16 protein-coding genes, 1 tRNA gene and 1 riboswitch are annotated in these 20,858 nt (G+C 58.9%); of the genes, 7 read left to right on the top strand and 10 right to left on the bottom strand.

Annotated elements, in window-relative coordinates; all coding sequences use genetic code 11:
* Positions 1-102 precede the first annotated feature (102 nt).
* Entirely contained in the window at positions 103-1,803 is a 1,701-nt protein-coding gene (locus tag ACO0LO_RS28715) for a methyl-accepting chemotaxis protein (protein ID WP_422969924.1), read from the bottom strand.
* A gap of 347 nt (positions 1,804-2,150) precedes the next feature.
* Between ACO0LO_RS28715 and ACO0LO_RS28710 the strand changes: the two genes are divergently transcribed.
* Genes ACO0LO_RS28710 through ACO0LO_RS28700 form a run of 3 tightly spaced genes read left to right on the top strand, consistent with a single transcriptional unit; the run spans position 2,151 to position 5,357 of the window.
* Positions 2,151-3,137, top strand: coding sequence for a fumarylacetoacetate hydrolase family protein (locus ACO0LO_RS28710; protein WP_422969922.1), 987 nt, complete (start codon positions 2,151-2,153; stop codon positions 3,135-3,137).
* Positions 3,138-3,140: 3 nt separating this feature from the next.
* Positions 3,141-4,322, top strand: coding sequence for an ABC transporter substrate-binding protein (locus ACO0LO_RS28705; protein WP_422969920.1), 1,182 nt, complete (start codon positions 3,141-3,143; stop codon positions 4,320-4,322).
* Positions 4,323-4,358: 36 nt separating this feature from the next.
* Positions 4,359-5,357 (top strand): MBL fold metallo-hydrolase, encoded by a 999-nt coding sequence (locus tag ACO0LO_RS28700; RefSeq protein ID WP_422969918.1) that lies wholly within the window; start codon positions 4,359-4,361, stop codon positions 5,355-5,357.
* 30 nt (positions 5,358-5,387) lie between these two features.
* On the opposite strand, the gene ACO0LO_RS28695 is transcribed toward ACO0LO_RS28700, so the two are convergent.
* Complete coding sequence (locus ACO0LO_RS28695) at positions 5,388-7,616, bottom strand: patatin-like phospholipase family protein (RefSeq protein WP_422969916.1); 2,229 nt, start codon at positions 7,614-7,616, stop codon at positions 5,388-5,390.
* Positions 7,617-7,838: 222 nt separating this feature from the next.
* A riboswitch (FMN riboswitch) is annotated at positions 7,839-8,026 on the top strand.
* Positions 8,027-8,133: 107 nt separating this feature from the next.
* Here ACO0LO_RS28695 and ribB point away from each other — a divergent pair.
* Positions 8,134-8,826, top strand: a complete 693-nt coding sequence (gene ribB / locus ACO0LO_RS28690) for a 3,4-dihydroxy-2-butanone-4-phosphate synthase (protein ID WP_422969914.1) — start codon at positions 8,134-8,136, stop codon at positions 8,824-8,826.
* 155 nt (positions 8,827-8,981) lie between these two features.
* Here the strand turns inward: ribB and ACO0LO_RS28685 are convergent, their stop codons facing one another.
* Together ACO0LO_RS28685 and ACO0LO_RS28680 are read right to left on the bottom strand one after the other, a co-directional pair.
* Entirely contained in the window at positions 8,982-11,381 is a 2,400-nt protein-coding gene (locus tag ACO0LO_RS28685; RefSeq protein WP_422969912.1) for a hypothetical protein, read from the bottom strand.
* 48 nt (positions 11,382-11,429) lie between these two features.
* Positions 11,430-12,959 carry an SLC13 family permease gene (locus ACO0LO_RS28680; protein ID WP_422969910.1) on the bottom strand — a complete coding sequence of 510 codons (1,530 nt, stop codon included), beginning with the start codon at positions 12,957-12,959 and terminating at the stop codon, positions 11,430-11,432.
* 387 nt (positions 12,960-13,346) lie between these two features.
* On the opposite strand from ACO0LO_RS28680, the gene ACO0LO_RS28675 reads away from it, so the two are divergent.
* A complete protein-coding gene (locus tag ACO0LO_RS28675) occupies positions 13,347-13,568 on the top strand; it encodes a hypothetical protein (RefSeq protein ID WP_422969908.1) in 222 nt (73 codons plus the stop codon).
* Positions 13,569-13,582: 14 nt separating this feature from the next.
* Here ACO0LO_RS28675 and ACO0LO_RS28670 read toward each other — a convergent pair whose 3' ends face one another.
* On the bottom strand, positions 13,583-15,001 hold the full coding sequence (locus tag ACO0LO_RS28670; protein WP_422969906.1) for a twin-arginine translocation pathway signal: 1,419 nt from the start codon (positions 14,999-15,001) through the stop codon (positions 13,583-13,585).
* Between the two features lie 126 nt (positions 15,002-15,127).
* Here ACO0LO_RS28670 and ACO0LO_RS28665 point away from each other — a divergent pair, with 126 nt between their 5' ends.
* Entirely contained in the window at positions 15,128-16,045 is a 918-nt protein-coding gene (locus ACO0LO_RS28665; RefSeq protein ID WP_422969904.1) for a peptidylprolyl isomerase, read from the top strand.
* Positions 16,046-16,117: 72 nt separating this feature from the next.
* On the opposite strand, the gene ACO0LO_RS28660 is transcribed toward ACO0LO_RS28665, so the two are convergent.
* The 5 genes from ACO0LO_RS28660 to ACO0LO_RS28640 all read right to left on the bottom strand — a co-directional run bounded on the left by ACO0LO_RS28660 (position 16,118) and on the right by ACO0LO_RS28640 (position 20,417).
* Positions 16,118-17,161, bottom strand: a complete 1,044-nt coding sequence (locus ACO0LO_RS28660; protein WP_422969902.1) for an aldo/keto reductase — start codon at positions 17,159-17,161, stop codon at positions 16,118-16,120.
* A 33-nt stretch (positions 17,162-17,194) separates the two neighbouring features.
* Positions 17,195-18,238 carry a quinone-dependent dihydroorotate dehydrogenase gene (locus tag ACO0LO_RS28655; RefSeq protein ID WP_422969900.1) on the bottom strand — a complete coding sequence of 348 codons (1,044 nt, stop codon included), beginning with the start codon at positions 18,236-18,238 and terminating at the stop codon, positions 17,195-17,197.
* Between the two features lie 101 nt (positions 18,239-18,339).
* Complete coding sequence (locus ACO0LO_RS28650; protein WP_422969898.1) at positions 18,340-19,068, bottom strand: arginyltransferase; 729 nt, start codon at positions 19,066-19,068, stop codon at positions 18,340-18,342.
* Entirely contained in the window at positions 19,065-19,793 is a 729-nt protein-coding gene (gene aat, locus ACO0LO_RS28645; RefSeq protein ID WP_422969896.1) for a leucyl/phenylalanyl-tRNA--protein transferase, read from the bottom strand. Before aat ends, ACO0LO_RS28650 begins: the two co-directional genes overlap by 4 nt.
* Before the next feature lie 48 nt (positions 19,794-19,841).
* Entirely contained in the window at positions 19,842-20,417 is a 576-nt protein-coding gene (locus tag ACO0LO_RS28640) for an NUDIX hydrolase (protein ID WP_422969895.1), read from the bottom strand.
* Between the two features lie 263 nt (positions 20,418-20,680).
* Here ACO0LO_RS28640 and ACO0LO_RS28635 point away from each other — a divergent pair.
* Positions 20,681-20,757 (top strand) — tRNA-Met (locus tag ACO0LO_RS28635).
* The last annotated feature ends 101 nt before the right edge of the window (positions 20,758-20,858 follow it).

Below are 20,858 nucleotides of genomic sequence, written 5' to 3'. Positions count from 1 at the left end.
CTACGTTCGGTAAGCAACTTGTTGTGCGAATATCGAACGCATTTCCGGGTTAATGCTCAAATAAGTGGCTCGCCGGGGTTGGCGTCAGGGTTATCGCCGCATTCAAAATTCTTCCCAGCCATCCGCTGCATCGGTCTGCGCAGGCTTGCCGGCTGAAGCAGGCTTTTGTGCCGCCAGCTTTTTCAAGGGAGCTGCTTTCACGGGCGCTTTTTCCGTTTTCGGGGCGGGAGATGCCGGCGGCCTGGCTGCCGTTGTCCCGCGGTTCAGCTTGAATACGCTGACCGCCTGCGCCAGCGCCGCAGCCTGTTCCTGCATGCTTTCCGCCGCGGCGGCCGCCTGCTCGACCAGGGCCGCATTCTGCTGCGTCATCTCGTCCATCTGCGATATCGCCAGGTTGACCTGCTCAATGCCGGAGCTTTGCTCCTGGCTGGCGGCGGTGATCTCGCTCATGATGTCGGCGACATGCTTGACCGACGTGACGATTTCCTCCATGGTCTGGCCGGCCTGATCCACCAGCTTGCTGCCATGGTCTACCTTCTCCACCGAATCGCCTATCAGTTCCTTGATTTCCTTGGCGGCGCCGGCGCTGCGCTGCGCCAGGTTGCGCACTTCAGCCGCTACCACGGCGAAGCCGCGCCCCTGTTCGCCGGCCCGCGCGGCTTCGACCGCCGCATTCAATGCCAGGATATTGGTTTGGAAGGCAATGCCGTCAATGACACCGATAATGTCCACAATCTTGCGCGAGCTTTCCTTGATCGAGCCCATCGTGCTGACAACCTGACCCACTACGCTACCGCCTTTGACCGCAACATCGGAGGCCGACACCACCAACTGGTTGGCCTGGCGCGCATTGTCGGCATTCTGCTTGACGGTGGAAGTGAGTTCCTCCATGGACGAGGCAGTCTCTTCCAGCGAGCTGGCCTGCGATTCAGTGCGCGATGAGAGGTCGGCATTGCCATGGGCAATTTCCTGCGATGCGCTGGAAATGGTTTCCGTGCTGCTGTGCACCTGGCCTATCGTCATCACCAGGCTGTTGTTCATGTCTGCCAGCGCGCTCAGCAACTGGCCTGTTTCATCGCGGGACTTGATTTCTATCTTGCCGGTCAGGTCGCCGTCGGCCACCCTGCGGGCAACGGTTACCGCTTCGGCAATCGGCGCGGTGATAGAACGAGTAATCCATAACGCGAAAAAGACGCTGATCACGAGACCGGCAAAACCCAGGCTCAGCACCAGCGTGCGCGAAAAGGAAATATCGTTGGTGATGTGCTCGCCGTTGGCATCCATTTCCCTGGTTTGTTCCGTCAGGATGACGTTAACATCGGCCAGCACACTTTCCAGTACGGGAAAGGTGGTGCCGGTCATCGTCTTCAGCGCTTCGTCGCGCTGGTCCAGTTCTATCAGGTCTGCCACCTTGGTAAAAGAGGCGACGAAGGCTTCGCGTGAAACCTTAAATTTGTCCAGCGCCGCTTTTTTTTCCGGCGTATCCGCCAGTTTGCCCAGCGCGGCGACGGCTTCCACGATCTGTTTCTTGTTGTTGTCGATGAAGCCGTATTGCTTGATCCTGGCGTCCTTGTCGTTCAGGATGAACAATTCCACGGTCCGGCTGCCGTTTTCCCGAACCAGGGTATTGATCTTGAATGCCAGGGCTGCCGCCGGCCAGTTGTTTTGCACGATGTCCTTGCTGGAACTGCCTATTGACGTCAGCCGCACCGCACTGATGATCAGCATGAGGATCAGTACCAGGATGACCGTACCAAAAGCCGCTCCAAGGCGGGTGCCGATTTTGAAGTTATTGAAATTCATCTTTTTTCCTTATTGGCAGGGGATGCAAATAGTGCGGGAATGCGGGTACGGAAAAGATAAACGACGAGATAAACAGCTGCATCTCACTTGTGCTTCTGCTACAGCTGAAACTGGAAAAGGCGCTAATCGATTGTAGGGGGCAGGTTGGAATTTGGCAATACGCATAAACAACGTTAATGAAATGCAAGATTGTTAGTTTGTCTCGGCGGGGCGGCCGACGCGGGCATGATCATGCTATGAGACTTAAATCCTTAAGACTTTTGCCATCCGTGTAAAATTCGCATGAAGTTGCGGATGGTGACAGAAACCATCCGCCCATTGTTTACTAAAACAGACATACCCACTATATGAAACTTGCTACCCTCAAAGACGGCAGCCGCGACGGCCAGTTGATCATCGTATCGCGCGACCTGAAAACTGCGCAGATCGCGGACGGCATCGCACCCAGCCTGCAAAGGGCGCTGGATGACTGGAACTTCATCGCACCACAACTCGAGCAGGCTTATCTGCAACTGAATGCCGGCCGGGGCACCAATACCTTTGATTTCGATGCGAAGAATTGCATGGCGCCGCTGCCGCGTGCCTACCAGTGGGCGGACGGTTCCTCTTATGTGAACCATGTCGAACTGGTGCGCAAGGCCCGCAATGCCGAAATGCCGGACAGCTTCTGGCACGATCCGCTGATGTACCAGGGCGGCAGCGATGATTTCATTGGCCCCAACGACGACATCGTGCTGGCCTCGGAAGAATGGGGCATCGATTTCGAGAGTGAAGTCGCCGTCATCACCGGCGACGTACCCGCCGGAGTCAAGGTGCAGCATGCGGCGGAACACATACGCCTGCTGCTGCTTGTCAACGATGTCTCGTTGCGGAACCTGATTCCGGCTGAACTGGCAAAGGGTTTTGGCTTCTTCCAGTCCAAGCCGGCTTCCAGCTTCTCTCCGGTTGCGGTCACGCCGGATGAACTGGGCGAGGCCTGGAAGGACGGCAAGGTGCACCTGCCGCTGCGCTCCACCTGGAACGGTACGCTGGTAGGCCAGCCGAATGCGGGCGTGGATATGGTGTTTTCCTTCCCGCAGCTAATTACGCATCTGTGCAAGACGCGCAAGGCCAGGGCGGGCAGCGTTATCGGTTCCGGAACAGTTTCCAACAAGGACAGCGCCAAGGGTTACAGCTGCATCGCTGAAAAACGCGCGCTGGAAATGATTGCGGGCGGCGAGCCGCAAACGCCTTTCATGAAATTCGGCGATACGATCAAGATAGAAATGCTGGACAAGAATGGTAAATCGATTTTCGGCGCAATTGAGCAAAGCGTGACGGAACACGAGACCTGAACCATGGCGAAGATATCCGTTCCGTTTGCCGTCCGGAGTCCGTTGTTGGCGGCACTGCCCATTGCCGCGCTGAGCATGTCCTCCGCGGCATGGGCGCAGATCAAGATAGGCGTAGACCTTTCCACCACCGGCCCGGCGGCATCGATAGGTGCAAGCTCAAAAAATGCCGTGCTGCTGTGGCCGAAGGAGATCGCCGGCATCAAGGTGGAATACATCCTGCTGGACGATGCATCCGACCCCGGCAATGCGGTGCGCAATGCGCGTAAGCTGATTGCAGAAGAAAAGATCGATGTGCTGGTCGGCCCGAATACCACACCCAATGCGCTGGCGCTGCTGGATGTCGCTGCTGAAACCGGCACGCCCATGGTGACGCTGGCGGCCTCTGCGTCCATCGTCGAGCCTATGGACGCCAAACGGGCGTGGGTTTTCAAGATGCCGCAGAACGACACCCACATGACGACCATATTGACGCAGCACATGGCCGACAGCGGGGTGCGGACCGCAGCCTTCATCGGCTTTGCCGATGCGTATGGCGAAAGCTGGTGGCGCGAATTCTCAAAGCTGGCGGAGATGCGCAAGATCAGGATCGTCGCCAACGAACGCTATGCGCGCACCGATACCAGCGTTACCGGGCAAATCCTGAAAATCATTTCCGCGCACCCGGATGCGGTGCTGATTGCGGCGTCGGCGACACCCGCAGTGCTGCCGCAAAAAACGCTGCTGGAGCGCGGCTATAAAGGCCCCATTTACCAGACCCATGGCATTGCCAGCCTGGAGTTCCTGAAAGTGGGAGGACGGGATGTTGAAAATACGCTGTTCCCCACCGGTCCGGCCGTGGTGGCCAAGCAGTTGCCGCTGGCAAATCCGGTCAGGAACACGGCACTGGATTTCACTCGGCGGTATGAAGCTGCGTATGGCGCGGATTCGATGACGCAGTTTGCCGCCGATGCCTGGGGCGCCTACTTGCTGATCGCCAATGCAGTGCCGCAGGCGCTGAAGAGCGCTCAGCCGGGTAGTAGGCAATTTCGCGCCGCCCTCAGGACTGCACTGGAAAACACACATAAGCTGATAGTGCCGCAGGGCGTCATCAACATGAGCGCTACCGACCATGTGGGGCTGGACCAGCGCTCGCGCGTCATGGGCAAGATACAGGGTAATAAATTCACTTATTCCTACGGCGGCTGATTCGCCGGGCCGCTTCTAAAAATACAAGGGGACGCAATGCAGGACGACAAGCACAAGCCGCTGACCGGCATCGATCATAAAAGGCGCAGCTTGCTCAGGGCGGGCATGTCGACGGCCCTGCTGGCAGCGCCGTATGCACGAATGGCGCAGGCGGCGACGCCTGCCGTCAAGCTGGTGCTGCTGGGCACGCGGGGCGGCCCCCGCGTGGGAGATACGGGAAAGAACCTGGGCAAATTCACGCGCATGAATGCGTCGAACCTGTTGCTGATAGGCGGCGTGCCGTACGTCATCGACTGCGGCTACGGCGTGTCGCAGCAGTTGCTGAAGGCCGGGGTCACGCTGGAAACCGTCCGTTATGTACTGATCACGCATCATCATTCCGACCATGAGCTGGAATACGGCAACCTGCTGTATAACGCCTGGTCCAGCGGGCTCAGCCATCAGATCGATACCTACGGCCCGCCGGGTCTGGAACAGATGACGCGCGACTTCATGGCGCTGAACCACATCGATATTGATACCCGCGTTGCCGACGAGGGCAAGCCGGACCTGCGCAAGCTGATACAGGCGCACGATATTACGGACCTGGGCCAGGTGCTGGTGAACGAACAGGTCAAGGTCACTGCCATGCATAGCATTCATCCGCCGCTGGCGGATGCATACGCGTACAAGTTTGAAACCGGGGGCAAGACCATCGTGTTCTCCGGCGACACGGCCTACAACCCCAAGCTGGCTGAGTTCGCCCGCGGCGCGGACTATCTCGTGCATGAGGTCATGTATGCCCCTGCGCTGGAAGCGCTGGCAAAGCGGGTACCGAACGCAAGGACGATGATGGAACATCTGCATGCCTCGCATACGGTGACCGAAGACGTCGGCAGGATTGCCGCCGCGGCGCAGGTGAAAAACCTGGTGCTCAGCCATTTCGTGCCGGGAGACGATCCCGCCATTACCCATGACATCTGGAGCGAGGGCGTGCGCAAGCACTATCAGGGTAAGCTGTTCGTAGGGCGCGACCTGATGGAGTTCGAGTTGTAGATATGGTAGCTACCGTAGCGCCGCCGCTGGTCATTGCCTGCCCAGCTGGAAGAACACGCTCTTGTTGCCGCCGCTGCCCACGGCAAAGCCTAGATAGATAGGGCCGATGAAGCTGCTGAAACCGGCAAACAGGCTCAGGCTCTTACGGGTGGACCCCAGTGAAATATCGCTGCGCCTGTCCCAGGTATTGCCCAGTTCCAGCGACGAACCGAGGAACAGGCTCTGCCCGGCCAGGTCGAAATTCACCGCCCGCAGCAGATAGGTGGCACTGCCGTACAGCATGTAGTTGCCCGAGAACTGGTCTTGCTGATACGCGGATAATTGCTGGAAGCCGCCCAGCGTCGTGCCCAGGCCACGGATCAGGTCGCCCGACTGGAACAGGCCGGCAGCGCTGAATTTGAGGTTGATGCTGTTGCGCCCGAGGCTGCGCGCCCACAGCGCATTGGCTTCCACCTGCTGGTATTTGCCCTGCGTCTGTTCCAGTCCGAAAAAGACGCGGGAATCCAGCTTGTAGCCGTCGCGCGGGAACACTGGCGCATCCAGCTGGTCGATGACAAAGGCCGCCTTGAGCCCAACCTGTTTCAATTCCGCGCTGGGCAAGGGTGTCAGGTTGATGCCGCCACCTTCATCGGCGGACAGGAAGCCGCCAATTGAGGGCCTTACATACAGGCGGCTGGCTTCGATGCCAAAGCGCGCTTCGCCCAGAGTGCTTTGCGGGCCAAGTGGAATGCCCAGGTCCATGCCCACCTGTTCCGACCGCAGCGTATATTCGGCGATGCGGGTGTCTCCCTGGTACAGGTTGCGGGTGTTTTGCCGGAAATCCAGGTAAGGAGCGACAAACATGCCTTCCCGCTCGAACAGTGGCTGCCGCAATTCGCTATGCAGGGACAGTGTATTGCCGAACTCCAGGTCGTTGCGCCACTCCAGCCCGCCGGGTGTCAGCCACGGGCGACGATGCCCAATCTGCAGCCGGTAGCCGCCGTTGCCGTCCAGGCCGCTGGATAATGCCAGGCCGAAGCGCAGGAAGTGCGGCCCCCAGTTGCGGCCATTGGCATTGATGCGCACGCCGTATTCGCCGTCGCGCTGCACCAGCTCGTGGTTGATGCTGTCGTATTCGCGCGAATTGTTCAGCACGGCCAGCTTGCGATTGATTTCCTCCGCGTCATACCGGCTGCCAATGGCAATGTCCAGCTGCCGGCGAATGTCGCTTTCCGGAATCGCGCCGTTGTCGGCAACGTCAACAAAACCGATGTTGATTGACGGCAGTTGCGGATCCAGCCGCGCCTGCTGCAACGCGATATACAAGTGTGGCGGCAGGCTGAACACCGCCAGCTTGTCCTTGATTTCCAGCGCCGCCTTTTGTCCTATGACCGATGCATCCGTCGAGCGGCCGAAATCCATGAAACTGATGGAGCCCAGGTCGGGTTCGATCAGGATATCGTTGCCGTGCAGGCTGGCCTTCTGGGTCTGCACGTTCTGCTCGGTCAGGATATTGACCATCTGCTGGCTGATGTTGAAAAACGTCTGCAACTGGTCACGCGGCAGCAGCGGCGTGCCGATATTGACGGCAATGACAACGTCCGCGCCCATGCTGCGCGCGATGTCCACCGGCAGGTTGCGCACCAGGCCGCCGTCAGTCAGCATGCGGCCGTTAACCTGTATCGGTGCGAACACCCCGGGCGCAGCCATGCTGGCGCGGATCGCGGTATGCAAGGGCCCTTTGTCGAACACGACCATCTGGCCATTTTCCAGGTCCGTCGCCACTGCACGGAAAGGGATGGGCAGTCGGTCGAAATCGATATTCGACGGTATCTTGGCTGTCCAGTTTTGCAGCAGTTCAAGGAATTGCGTTGCCTGCACCACGCCGGTCGGCAGGCGCACCCCGTTATTGCTGATGCCCACGGTAGCGCCCAGCGGATATTGCTCGTCCTCCTCGCGCAGCGGCTGGGGCAGGGCGCGGCGGTCCACCCGGTCCAGCGCCACGTCGTTGAGCTTCAAGGCGTCCAGCCTTTTTTCTATTTCATTGGCGGACATGCCCGAAGCATACAGGCCGCCGACCACGGCGCCCATGCTGGTGCCTGCGATGCAGTCAATCGGTACGTTCAGCGCTTCCAGTGCTTTCAGCACACCGACGTGGGCAAAACCGCGCGCTCCGCCGCCTGACAGCGCGAGACAAATTTTGGGGCGTTTTATATCGGGGCCGGCACTGACGTCGGCAGGAGGTACAGCGGATGGCGCCGGCGTTTGTGCGTAGGGCATTCCTGCAGGCAGGAATAAAGACAGGGAAAAGAGAAGCGGAAAACAAATTTTGTGCATGGCAGCGCGGTCAACAGGGTTAGCCGGTACTTTACAAGATATTTGCAGGATATCAACGGCCAATGTAATCGCCAATGTGAAAAAAATGGATGTGCCACGCGGAAAATAATTCTTTAGTATAATTCTTGGGCAGGTCAGCATTTCAACACAGCGGACTTGTACGTAGTACGTCTTCAGGGCGGGGTGTAATTCCCCACCGGCGGTAAGTTCAGTGGCAGCAATGCCGGGACAAGCCCGCGAGCGCTCATCAGATGAAACATCAAACCGTTAAGGTGGATGTGGTGTCGTTGAGGTCAGCAGATCTGGTGTGATTCCAGGGCCGACGGTCATAGTCCGGATGAGAGAAGATGTGCCTGCGCAGTAGTGTGCTTCCATGGCTTGCCGTGGATGGCTGCGTCCGGCTATTCAAACTGTTCCCCCTGAAACGTCTTTTGCTAATTTTTGCCGGAGCGTTTCAATCATGACCAATTTAGTATCTGTTCCCGTTTCTGCCTCGCTGCATACCAAAAACGGCGCTGCCTTGCCGCCTTCGCAACAACCGTTTGCCGAGCGATTGCGGCGTGCCTTATCCGATATGCGCGAAGGCCGCCCGGTCTTGCTGATGGACGATTTCGACCGTGAAAACGAAGCCGACCTGATCCTGGCTGCCGAAAAAATCACTACCGAAACCATGGCCATGCTGATCCGCGATTGCAGCGGCATCGTCTGCCTGTGCCTGACCGATGAGAAGCTGCAACAGCTGGATTTACCCCCTATGGTTTCCAGCAATGGCAGCCGCTACGGAACTGCTTTCACGGTAACAATAGAAGCGACTCATGGCGTCACTACCGGCGTATCGGCAGCGGACCGCGTGACAACAATCATGGCAGCTGTTGCCGACAATGCGCAGCCGTCGGACCTGGCACGCCCCGGCCACGTGTTCCCACTCAGGGCGGTACCGGGCGGCGTGCTGAACCGGCGCGGCCATACCGAAGGTTCTGTGGATCTGGCGATGATGGCAGGCCTGAAGCCGGCCGCCGTGCTGTGCGAACTGATGAACCCGGATGGCAGCATGTCCAAGGGTGAAGACATCGTGGCCTATGCAAAGCAGCACGACCTGGTGATGCTGACTATTGACGAGCTGGCGAACTACCGTTTGCAGCAGGCTGCCTGAGCACGAAAAAAAGGAAAACGTAGCCTGGATGGAGCGCAGCGCAATCCGGGAGCGACCCACAGGTTGCGGCATACATCCCGGATTGCGCTACGCTCCATCCAGGCTACAGGTCCGAGGCGGTTCACGCGCCAGGAATTGTTGTAAAGGGCTGGGTTCTACTCAAACCGGATAAAGTTCGCAGACGACCACACCTTGCTGTCGTCACGCTGACGGCCGGTGAAATAGACCGGTCGGTGGCCAAACACTGCATTGCCCGCGGCGACTTGCAGCGAACCCTCAACCTCTGCGGGCAGGGTTTTCTCGGTCAGCCTTTCCAATGCCAGGAACAGCTCGGTGCCCCCCAGATCCAGCTTCAGCCCGCCTTGTTCCAATAGCTCCGCACCGCTGATCTGCCAGTGAAAATCCGGCTGGTGCACGAAGGGATTCGGCTTTAGCGGATCACCGACTTTGACGAAGCTGTCTATCGTGCCCTGCACCGTGATGATGCAGTTGCGCAAATTGCTGACGTCGATCTCCACGCTGTCTGCATCTCCGTAGGTATCGCTGCGGAAGCTGATTTCGGTCGGGCCCGAACGCCAGCATACTTCTTCGCTGTGCTCAAAACCATGCGACTGCACGCGGTTGATGGTGCCGTTGCGTATGGTGATGCTGCCTTTCCAAACGGCCCAGCGGTAGCGGTCGGGAATCCGTGCGCCGCCCCAGCGCAGGCGGATCAGCCGGTCTGAATATCCCAGTTCTTCATGCAGGTTGCGCTGCCATAGCAGGCCGTTGTGGTCGTAAGCGGCAATCTCTTCCCAGCCCGCTTGGCCCAGGAAACGGTAATCCAGCGTAACATCGCCACGATGGCTGAAACTGTCTCCCTGGATGTGGTCGCCGCTGCGCACCAGCAGTGCCGTATGTTCGCCGGTAGTGGCCCAGGTATGCCGCGCGCGCAGCGCCCGGCCTATGCTGCGCCGGTCCAGTTGTTCTGCAATGACGCCGGTCAGCCCGCCGTGGACGCCGAATACCTGCGTACCGGGCGGGCCTCCGCCGGGGCGGCCGCGGTGCTCATCGCCGGAAGCGGCAACGCCTATCTGGTAGCCGCGCTGTATGACGTCCTGGTAGAGCCAGCCGAAATGCCCCCAGCTGGAAGCAATTTCCACCAGCCGTTCCAGTTCGGGATGATGCCAATCCGGTATATAGCGGCGGCCTCCCACGTGCGGCATGATCAGGTGCTGCTCGGGCGCGTCAATATAGGCGGCCCATAGTTCTTCCACCGGCCAGCGCCCCAGTTTGACTGCGCTGCCTTTCATGTCTTCGTTCCATACGAAGGTACGGTTGTGTTCGCCGCGCTGATTGTAAGGAAAGCCGGGTTTGCCGTCATCCAGGAAGACGACATTATGGTCGCCACCGGCAGTGGAACTGCCGCACCACTCCTGAACCGGGTAGCAGACGAATGTGCCCGGCTGGTTGAATTCTTCCACGGTGGCGACACCGAGCTGCCAGTTTTCGTCGGTAATCTGGAAGTCGTTTGCGGTATAGCCCAGCACATCAATACCGCCGATGTCACGCGCATAGGCAGCGTTATACGCCGGGCTGTTGGTGCCCACGGTATCGTGTGCGTGTACATGCAGGTCGGCGTAGAAAGAACGTACTGCCGGGAACGAAGGATCGACGCTGATCAGTGCCGTAGCGAGGCTGACGTCGCGCAGGCCCGGCGCGCCTGCAAGCAGGCGCAGCGAGCCCTTGTCGGTGGGCAGGTCCTGCACGCCTGTACTGGCCCAGCCTTTCTCGGGCAGCGTGTGCTGTTTGTCGTAGACCAGCCTGTCACCGGCATAAGCTTGCAGATGCAGCGTTTCGCCATTGGCCTTGCAGGCATTGCCCCACCTGTCCTGCAGCGAGAAGCGTACTGCGTACTCTTGCCCCGGCCTCGCAAAACGCGGGCCATTGACCAGCAGGCGGGCCGGAGCGCCTGCCGCAACGTCAATCACGATATCACCGGGCACCGGCACAAAACGCGATGTTCCCAGCGGATCCACGTAGCAGCGGAAGCGGAACTGGTCTTCGACAAAGGTCTGCACCCGCGTGCCGGGCCCGCCGCCGCGCCGGTCGCCCAGGCGGATGATGATGTGGTCACCGGCGTTCAGGTAGCCGTCGACGATATCGACGATAACCGCTTTCTGGAATGGTCTCTCATGGCCTTTCTGGTCGAAGCGCACGCTCAGCGATTGCACGGTGGCCGGGCTTTGTCCCGGCACCAGCGGCCCTGCCTGGTATTCGGCAGAAATGAAGTTGGCTGCCGTGGGGTCGCTGGTCTGGAAGATCGCCCAGTCGGAATAGAATTTGAACGTGGCCTTGAACCAGGCGCCATCCGCCAGGCCGGATGCGCCGACTTCATAGTCCAGCACAATCTCATGCCAGCTGCCCGCTTCCACGCGCTCAACATTGCAGGCGACGCTGCCGACAAAGGGCAGTTTCTTGTTTTTCAGGTACAGGCCTTGCGGCGCATAGTGCAGGCCGAGTTTATCCCGCAATAAGGCGTAGTCATCGGCTGCGGCAGGATCTTGTGTAGTCATGGTGGGTATCTGTTAATAGTAGTTAGTAGCTGTCCAGGCGGGGCCGGATCAGAACGGCCATGGGGCAGCAGGGTTCCACAGAGGTATGCCCTGCAGGGCATACCACGGCGCCATCACCACGATGCCGTAGGCAACTGCGATCAACACCGACACTACGCCTACCTTGGCGTAGTCTTCAGTCGTGAAGGCGCCGCTGCCGTAGGCGATGACGGCGGCAGTGATCTGCGTCGGCAGGATGTAGGCAAAGCTGTCGGTATCTGCCACCAGCATCGTGAAGGCAACCGGATGCAGGCCGAGCTTGGGCGCCAGCGCCAGCAATACCGGGGCCAGCATGGTGACAGCAGCGACGTTGGACAGCATGCCCAGGCGTATCACATGGGTGCCCAGCATGACGATCAGCAGGATGCCCCACCATGGATGGCCCTGCGCGACAGACTGGATTTGCGATGCCAGCCACTGTGCCAGGCCGGTGCTGCTGATCGCCGAGGAAATCGACAGTGCGCCGGCGAGCAGGAACACGGTGCCCCACATGGTGCGGTCCTGAATGTCTTTCCATTTCATCTGCAGCAGGCCGGGAGTGAAGATGGCAGCCAGGCCGAGCAGCGCAGTGACGTCGGTCGGCAGTTTATGCCATTGCTCGGTTGCCCAGAACACGGCCACCAGGCCGAACACGACGAGTATGGATTTATCCTGCTTGCCGGCCTTGGGCAGTGCACGCTGCTCCGCTTGTATGGTTTCCTGGCCACCCGGTATGCTGACGCGGCGGGTACGGAAATAGTATTGCACCCACCACTGCGTCAGCAAGAACATGCCGAGGTAAGGCCACTGCAGCTTGAGCCAGTTCAGGTAGGAGATATTCAGCTTCAATTCGCTGCTGAACAGCCCGCTCAATACCAGGTTGGGCAGGTGGGCAGTGAGGATGCACATGCCGCTGATCATGGAACCGTAGACCAGCGTTTGTATGACGATCGCCTTCTTGGCATTGCGCTCCTGTTCGCTGTCGCCGAAAAAGCCGGTCAGGCCGTTGACGACCGGCAGCAGCGTGGCGGCGCGCGCGTTGGCGGCGGGCACGATGAAGCACAGCACCAGGTTCACACCAAACATGGTCCAGATCAAACCGTTGACGGTACGGACCCTGACCTTGTTCAGGATGCCGAGCGCGATGCGCCGGTCGAGCCCCGCGATCTGCATGATGGCGGAAAAGATGAACGCCACCAGGCACAGGAAAACGACAGGGTTGGTAAAGCCGCCGGCCGCCTTGCCCAGGCCGGGAACGGCATTGGTCAGCACCAGCAGCATGGGAATCAGCAGGCCGGACACTGCGACCGGCACCGCCTCAAATATCCAGATGATGGCGGCCCAGGCCATGACGGCCAGTGTCGCCTTGGCGGTAGCACTCATACCGGCGGGCAAGGGCATGCCTTTCAGGATCAGGAACAGCACAGCCCACGCCAGCACGAAGCCGGCGAATGCCTTGACGGACGTGCGGCGTGGCTTTGCTGTATCAGTGGACAAAGCGCCCAGCCGTGGAAATTGGGGAGCAAACGCAGTCTGCGTTTGCGCAAGTTCATTACTCATGGTTTCTCTGCGAAAGATGATTCATCTGATTCATAAGGCGAACGGGGTCTGGCTGCTCGTGCCGCTCGTACTGTTCATGCTATGCGCGCTGGTAGCGGCATGCGGTGTGACGGCGGAAGGCCTGGGTAATAAAGGGGTAGAAAGCAGGGTAGCAGCATGCTTGCGGGAAAAAAACGTATATAAACGCATATCGATATACGTACTTTGATTTGCCGGCGGGCGCCCGCTAGGAAAATGCGCTATATTTGCTGTGCATTCTCAAAGCATAATTTGTATGATTTTTTCAACCAGCATTCAACGGGAGTACAAGATGGCCGCACTTAATATCAGCGATTGCGATATTCAGGCAGATGCCTATTCTCCCGCGTCCAACTTGTTGGGGGCTGCGTGAATTCCCGGGCGGCGAGTGCAGGTGCTGTTGCCGCGATTGGACTGGTACTGGCATTGGCGGCGTCTGCCGCATTCGCGGGGCCGGCGGCGTATTTCAGATGGCATAGCCGGTTTAACGACTATACGATCTGTTCGCAGGTATCTCCCGGCCCCGGCTGGGAGATATTGAAGGGGCCGTTCAAGGACGCCCAATGCACGAAGCCGGCGCCTCCGCAATAAGGCCGAAATGAAACTTACTGGCTGATCTCCAGGAATACGAGATGGCCCTGGGTGGCATCCCATGTCTGGCCATAGACTTTTTCCCCGTTAAATTCCGCACTGATGCTGCGCTGCGCATTGACGGGCAGCTTCAGCTTGCTGGCGGACAGGCCTGCGCCTGCCGGCGGCAGGCCGGGCGGCGCTTTTCCATCCAGCAGCATCTTGTCGCGCGCCGCATCCAGGTAGCCGCGCGGGCGTGTCAATATCACGATGGATTTTGCTTCCTTGTCGCTGTCCGCGATTCTTTCTGCGCGCAGATGGACAATATTGCTGGAGCGCGGGAAAGGGCTGCGGTAAATGTGCGTAACGGCATAGCCCGGCGCTGAAATGACGAATTCATACGCGGTGCCCGGTTGTGTATCGAACGGCCCCCACAGGCCATCGCTGCCTATGTGCTTGCTGTAGGCGGCGCCCCCGATGCGTGCGCCCGGCGACTTGCCGGCCGCCGTTTCAACGGCGTAAATGTCCAGCTGCGCGCCAGGCAGCGGCAGATTGTTGCCGTAATTGCCGGAAGCGGCGTTCTTAGGATCTGCTCCCAGGCCGCTTACTTTGCCGCTCAGCCTGACCCTTGCTTCCGGTTTGATCTCCAGGCTTGCAGGGGCTGCGCCGGTAATAAATTTGTAGGCCGCGGCAAAGGCGGCAGGGCTATAGGAGGTTTCCCTGTGGTCCAGGCCGGCGATGACGATATTGCTGGCGCCTTTCAGTTCAGGGCCGGTATAGGGAATATTGGTCGGCGTGCCTTTGGCGCCTATCCAGATGCCATCGGGCTGTGCATATTTGTCGTTATTGTCCGAACGCACCGTCATCCATTTCACCGGCCCGGTTACTTCATCGCCGGTGGCATTCTTCGGCGCATTCAGCATGCTCAGGAAGGGGCCGGTGCCGGAAAATTCATTTGCCTCTCGCAAGCCTTTGATTGCCCATACGCCGTGGTTTGGCGTGCCGCCCAGTATTGCATGGCTTACCTTGACGGCGTCCGGGCCGGCCTGGTATTCAGTTTGCACCAGATTGCGCACAGCGTTGCCGCCGCGCGAATTGGCGATCAGCACGACCTGGCTTGCGCCGGTAGTCTTCAGCACCTTATCGATTTCTGCTTCCAGATAATCTCTTTGTTCCGTCGTGGAGGTATGGCCTGGTTGCAGTTTGTCGTCTTCATCACGTGCCAGCGGATTCGGAAAGTCGATGGCAAACAGGCGTTCGCGCGGCCAGCCATTGGATTCGTAGCGCCACAAGGTCGTTTGCCACAAGGCTGCGGTATCGCCATTGCCGTGCACGAAGACCAGCGGCGGCGCGGCGTCGGCTGCGGGCTTGTTTGCGGCGGGCATTGCGCAGGCACTGAGCAGCATCGCTGTCACCATCGCCAGCATTGCATGGTGGCGGATCTTCATGTTCATTGTCGTCTCCTGTTTGTGTGTTGTCTGGACAAATGGGCGCGGCTCGCGTAACTTTGCCATTGGTATTAATAGATAATAAACAATCCCCGCAGACAAGTCACGGCAAGAAAAATAGAGGAGCCCCTGATGTACATTTTTGATTCTCGCGCCAGCACGCTGGCCCTGGTTTTGTGCGTTGCGCTGGTTGGTGGTGTTGCGCAGGCAAAGGACAAGGCCGCCAGACCGACGATGGCCGAGCTGGTCAAGGCCTCCGGCGCTGCCGACTGGCGTCCGCTGGATAGCGACAACACGCTGTACCTCGATCTGCCGCAGGGCAGGGTGGTGATAGAGCTGGCGTCCACCTTTGCGCCTAAGCACGTTGCCAACATCAAGGCGCTGGTGCGTGAGCATTACTTCGATGGTCTGACGATCCTGCGTTCGCAGGATAACTATGTGGTGCAGTGGGGCGACCCCGACGGAAAAAAAGAGATCAAAACCGCCAGGAAAACACTGCCGGAAGAGTTTACAGTCAAGTATGCCGCCGGCCTGCCTTTTACCCGCCTGCCGGATGCCGACGGGTATGCACCGCAGGTCGGCATTGCCAACGGTTTTCCGGCAGGGCGCGACCCCAAAACCGGACGCGCATGGCTGGCCCATTGCTATGGCATGGTCGGCGCCGGACGAGATAACGACGCAGACAGCGGCGGCGGGGCAGAGCTCTATGTGGTAACCGGCCATGCGCCGCGTCACCTGGACCGCAATGTAACACTGGTGGGCCGCGTGATGCAGGGAATGGAATTGTTGTCGTCGCTGCCGCGCGGCACCGGTCCGCTGGGGTTTTATGAAAAACCGGAACAGCAGGTGCCGATCAGATCCATACGCCTTGCTGCCGATGTGCCCGCCGAGGAACGCAGCAGGCTTGAAGTGATACGCACCGACACACCAACCTACAAGGCGATTGTGGATGCGCAGAGGAACCGGGGTGGCGACTGGTACAAGTATGCCGCGGGATATATAGAGCTGTGCAATGTGCCCATTGTGGTCCGTGCGCAGAAGCCGCAGTGATGCTGTGTCGAGCGATCAATGAAAGTAAAAGGCCATGCAACGCATGGCCTTTTTTAGTTGTGCATCTGCTGTTTATTGCGCCGGGTTGGCCATCTCTGCATGGATGGCGTTAATGGCGCTGACCAGTTCATCGGATAGTTTGATGTCCAGTGCGTCTATGTTTTCCTTCAGCTGGGCCATGCTGGTGGCGCCGATGATGGTGCTGGCGACAAACCAGCGCGAGTAGCACCAGGCCAACGCCAGCTGTGCAGGCGTCAGCCCGTTGGCGCGCGCCAGTTCCGCATAGCGTTTTACCGCGACCAGCACGCCGGGACGCATATAACGCGGGCTCCAGGTTGGCGGGAAAATCGTCAGCCTGCCGCGTGCATTGGCGTCGTCCGCATATTTGGCGCTGAGCTGGCCGAATGCCAGCGGACTGTACGCCAGCAGGCCCACCTGGTCGCGGAAGCAGGTCTCGTCCAGGCCCTGTTCAAAACTGCGGTTCATCAGGTGGTAGGGGTTCTGGATGGAGACGATACGCGCCTGACCATGTTTCTCTGACTGCTTGATGAATTCGCTGACGCCCCACGGCGTTTCATTGGAGACGCCGATCTGGCGTATCTTGCCGGACTTGACCAGTTCATCCAGCGCACCAAGGGTTTCTTCAATGGCGACAGACGGCCGTTCCAATGTGGGATCGAAAGTGCGCTGGCCGAAAATGGGGGCATTGCGGCTGGGCCAGTGCAACTGGTACAGGTCGATGTAGTCGGTCTGCAGCCTTTGCAGGCTGGTTTCTACTGCGGCGCGGATATTTTCCGGCGTCAGGTCGGTATTGCCGTTGCGTATCCAGCCGAAGCCGCGCGAAGGTCCTGCTGTCTTGGTCGCCAGGACGATATCGCTGCGCCTGCCGGATTTCTTCAGCCAGGTGCCGATGTATCTTTCGGTGGAGCCCGTGGTTTCGGCACGCGCCTGTACCGGGTACATCTCGGCGGTATCAATAAAATTGATGCCGCGCTCCAATGCGTAGTCCAGCTGGCTATGTGCTTCCGCTTCGGTATTTTGCTCGCCGAAGGTCATGGTGCCCAGGCAGATTTTGGTGACTTGCAGGTTGCTGGTGCCGAGTTGGATCTTTTGCATGGTCGAATGAGGTGGGTTAAAGATGGCCTTACTTTATCTGTTTTTGCGCAAGGCTGCAGCGCACTCGCGCACCAATGCCGGGCCGCGATAAATCAGGCCGGAATACAGCTGTACCAGCGATGCACCCGCCGCCATCTTGGCAGCAGCATCTGCGCCGGACAAGATCCCGCCTACGCCGATGATAGGCAAGGCATCTCCGAGCTCAGCCTTGAGCGCCTGCACAACCTTGTTGGACAGCTCGAACACCGGTTCGCCCGACAGCCCGCCGGCCTCGGTGCCGTACTTCAGGTCTTTGACGGCATCGCGTGTGATCGTGGTATTGGTGGCGATCACACCGTCTATCTTGTGCCTGAGCAGCGCATCGGCAATGTTCTTCACCTGTTCATCGTCGATGTCCGGCGCGATCTTCAGTGTGATAGGGACGTAGCGCTTGTGCTGGTCTGCCAGCCTTTGCTGTGCATCCTTCAACTGGGACAGCAGCGAATCCAGTTCGCTGGCGCCTTGCAGTTGGCGCAGGTTCTTGGTGTTGGGCGACGAAATGTTGACGGTGACGTAGCTGGCATATGGATACACCTTGGCCAGGCAATGCAGATAATCTTCGGCCGCATTTTCTATCGGCGTGGCGGCGTTCTTGCCGATGTTCAGGCCGAGTACGCCCTGCTTTTCCTGGTAGAAGCGGGAGGCCTGCACATTGCTGACGAAGGCATCCACACCGCCGTTATTGAAACCCATGCGGTTGATGATGGCATGGGCCGCAGGCAGGCGGAACATGCGTGGCCTAGGGTTGCCAGGCTGCGCGCGCGGTGTGACCGTGCCTATCTCTATGGAGCCGAAGCCCAGCGCTGCCAGTCCGTCGATATAGGCGCCATCCTTGTCCAGGCCCGCTGCCAGGCCGACCGGATTGGGGAAGTGGATGCCCATCACGGTACGTGGATCCGCCGCAGGTTTTGTAATAAGCCTGGTGAGGCCCATTGCCGCGGCGCGCTTCAGCGCCGGCAGGGTGAAATGGTGGGCCTCTTCTGCGTCCATGGAAAACAGGACGGGGCGTGCCAGGGCATATAACAGTTTGTCGGACATAAAATAAAGGCGTTAAAAACGTTGGAAAGAAAAGGGATTGTTTGGGCAGGCCTGCCGATGGGCAAGGGCAGGTAGTGCCCTTGCCCTGCTCCGCACAAGCATTACACCTGCAGGTCCTGCCACTGGCCGAGTAGCAGTGCATCCAGCGGCTTGAAGTTGGTCTTGTAGGCCATCTTGGCGCTGGCCTTGATCCAGTAGCCCAGGTACAGGTAGGGCAGGTCGAGCTCCTGAGTCTGCCGGATCTGCCACAGTACGTTATAGGTGCCGTAGGAAGCGCCGGCGTCGTCCGGATCGTAGAAGGTATATACAGAAGACAGGCCGTCGTTGAGCACATCGATGATGCTGACCATGCGCAGCACATCCTGTTCATCCCGGAACTCGACCAGGCGCGTGTTCACGCGGCTTTGCAGCAGGAACTGCGCGTACTGGTCGCGGCTGTCGTGGTCCATGCCGCCGCCGGCATGCCTGGCGTTCTGGTAGCGCAGGTAGAGCGCGTAGTGTTCATGCACATAGGCCAGCGTGGTGATTCGCGTCGTCAGCCCGCCATGCTTGCTTTCTGCGCGGCGCTGGCTGCGATTGGGGATGAACTCTGCCGTTCTTACCCTGACCGGCGTGCAGGCGTTGCAGCCGTCGCAATGCGGTCGGTAGGTAAAAATGCCGCTACGGCGGAAGCCGTTCTTGACCAATTCCGAATAGGCGTCGGCATTGATCAGGTGGGCTGGCGTGGCTACTTGCGAACGCGCCTGCAGGCCATCCAGGTAGCTGCATGGATAGGGGGCAGTCGCATAAAACTGTATGCTGGAAAACGGCAGTTCGTTGAGTTGACTCACGGGGTACTCATTTTCATTTCCCAGGGAATGGGCGCCCAGTCCCTGATGTCCGGTGCAACGATAGCTTGTTGCAACCTGTCAATAAATTCTGTACGCGGTATCGGCGCGGCCCCTAGAGAGGCCAGATGCGAGGTTTCCTGCTGGCAGTCTATCATTTTTACGCCTTGCGCAGACAGGAAGTGCACTAGGTGGGCCAGCGCAATCTTGGAGGCGTCGCTGACCCTGGCAAACATCGATTCACCATAGAACATGCGGCCTATGCATACACCGTAAGCGCCGCCGGCCAGTTGACCGTCCAGCCAGACCTCGGACGAGTGGGCATGGCCGCGCCGGTGCAGTTCAGTGTATCCGGCAACGATCTCTTCGGATATCCAGGTGCCTGCGCCGTCCCTGCGCGGTGCGGCGCATGCGCGCATCACCTGTTCAAAGGCGCTGTCGAAGCGGATTTCCCAACGGCCGTCCCTGCTTATCTTCCGGAGTTTTTTCTTCAGGCTGTCGGATACCTTGAAATCGTCTGTCATCAGCACCATGCGCGGATCGGTGGACCACCACAGTATCGGCTGGCCTTCCGAGAACCAGGGGAAGATACCGTGCCGGTAAGCATCCAGCAGCCGGTCTGCCGACAGGTCTGCACCTGCCGCGAGCAGGCCGGCAGCACCGTCTTCATCCTTCAGTGCCAGGGAGACGTCGGGGAACGGGGTATCGGCTTCCAGCCAGGGTATCAATGCATGCTCCTGCAGGCGGCTTCGCTCTGGTTCTGCGCTGCCCTCAACTCAGGTGGCGCTGCGCATGGGTTTGAAGATGTCCAGCGCATGCACGCCGTAGCTGCCGGCGCCATCGCGGATTTTAGCCAGGTCGGCAAAAAGGAATTTCAGCGTATGGCTGACGGTAGGGAAGGCGATATCGTCCCACGGAATATCCTTTTCCGCAAACATCTGCACTTCCAGGCTTTCTACACCAGCCTTATAGTCCAGGTCCAGCAGCGTGGCGCGGTAGAACAGATGCACCTGGTGCACATGCGGCACGTTAAGGATGGAAAACAGTTCATGCAGCTGAATATTGGCGCCGGCTTCTTCCTCGGTTTCCCTTTGCGCTGCCTGTCCGGTGGTCTCATTGTTTTCCATGAAGCCGGCCGGCAGCGTCCAGTAGCCGTAACGCGGTTCTATCGCGCGCTTGCACAGCAGCACTCGCACGACGCCGTCTTGCTCCCACACGGGAATGGAGCCGACTACCATTTTAGGGTTCTGATAATGGATCGTGCCGCACGCAGGGCAGACAAAGCGTTCGCGGGTGTCATCGGCCGGAATCTGCACTACGACCGGTGTCGCGCATTCGGAGCAAAATTTCATATATCGGCTAGAGGTAATCGGTAAGGAGACGGCCCGCCGTTTATCGGCAGCGCCATAAGCATGGCTAATTTTCGTTCTGATATGGGAGTGTATCACTGCAACAGAAAATTTCCAGTTGCAGGCGCGTATGCGATAGGCGCTTCAACCCGTACCGGGAGCGTCTCTGTAATGGCTTTATGCTTGCGTCCGTCTGCTTGCTTAATGGAAATCTAAGAAAGAATTTGCGCAAAGCAGCAAAACCATGTATAGTTTCATTCTTCAGACGCGGGGTGGAGCAGTCTGGCAGCTCGTCGGGCTCATAACCCGAAGGTCGTAGGTTCAAATCCTGCCCCCGCAACCAGTTACATTAAAAAAGCCACGTAATAACGTGGCTTTTTTATTAGCGGTATTATTATTTTTTGATCAGAATGGAAAATCTGGACTACAATCCAGTGTCTACTA

The organism is Undibacterium sp. TJN25 (assembly GCF_049339885.1).
Lineage (GTDB): Bacteria > Pseudomonadota > Gammaproteobacteria > Burkholderiales > Burkholderiaceae_D > Undibacterium.
This window is presented reverse-complemented; position numbering and strand designations above follow the sequence as displayed.

Coding starts and splice junctions, on each gene's coding strand:
- ACO0LO_RS28715 (WP_422969924.1), bottom strand. CDS start 1,803: ATGAATTTCAATAACTTCAAAATCGGCACCCGCCTTGGAGCGGCTTTT.
- ACO0LO_RS28710 (WP_422969922.1), top strand. CDS start 2,151: ATGAAACTTGCTACCCTCAAAGACGGCAGCCGCGACGGCCAGTTGATC.
- ACO0LO_RS28705 (WP_422969920.1), top strand. CDS start 3,141: ATGGCGAAGATATCCGTTCCGTTTGCCGTCCGGAGTCCGTTGTTGGCG.
- ACO0LO_RS28700 (WP_422969918.1), top strand. CDS start 4,359: ATGCAGGACGACAAGCACAAGCCGCTGACCGGCATCGATCATAAAAGG.
- ACO0LO_RS28695 (WP_422969916.1), bottom strand. CDS start 7,616: ATGCCCTACGCACAAACGCCGGCGCCATCCGCTGTACCTCCTGCCGAC.
- ribB (WP_422969914.1), top strand. CDS start 8,134: ATGACCAATTTAGTATCTGTTCCCGTTTCTGCCTCGCTGCATACCAAA.
- ACO0LO_RS28685 (WP_422969912.1), bottom strand. CDS start 11,381: ATGACTACACAAGATCCTGCCGCAGCCGATGACTACGCCTTATTGCGG.
- ACO0LO_RS28680 (WP_422969910.1), bottom strand. CDS start 12,959: ATGAGTAATGAACTTGCGCAAACGCAGACTGCGTTTGCTCCCCAATTT.
- ACO0LO_RS28670 (WP_422969906.1), bottom strand. CDS start 15,001: ATGAACATGAAGATCCGCCACCATGCAATGCTGGCGATGGTGACAGCG.
- ACO0LO_RS28665 (WP_422969904.1), top strand. CDS start 15,128: ATGTACATTTTTGATTCTCGCGCCAGCACGCTGGCCCTGGTTTTGTGC.
- ACO0LO_RS28660 (WP_422969902.1), bottom strand. CDS start 17,161: ATGCAAAAGATCCAACTCGGCACCAGCAACCTGCAAGTCACCAAAATC.
- ACO0LO_RS28655 (WP_422969900.1), bottom strand. CDS start 18,238: ATGTCCGACAAACTGTTATATGCCCTGGCACGCCCCGTCCTGTTTTCC.
- ACO0LO_RS28640 (WP_422969895.1), bottom strand. CDS start 20,417: ATGAAATTTTGCTCCGAATGCGCGACACCGGTCGTAGTGCAGATTCCG.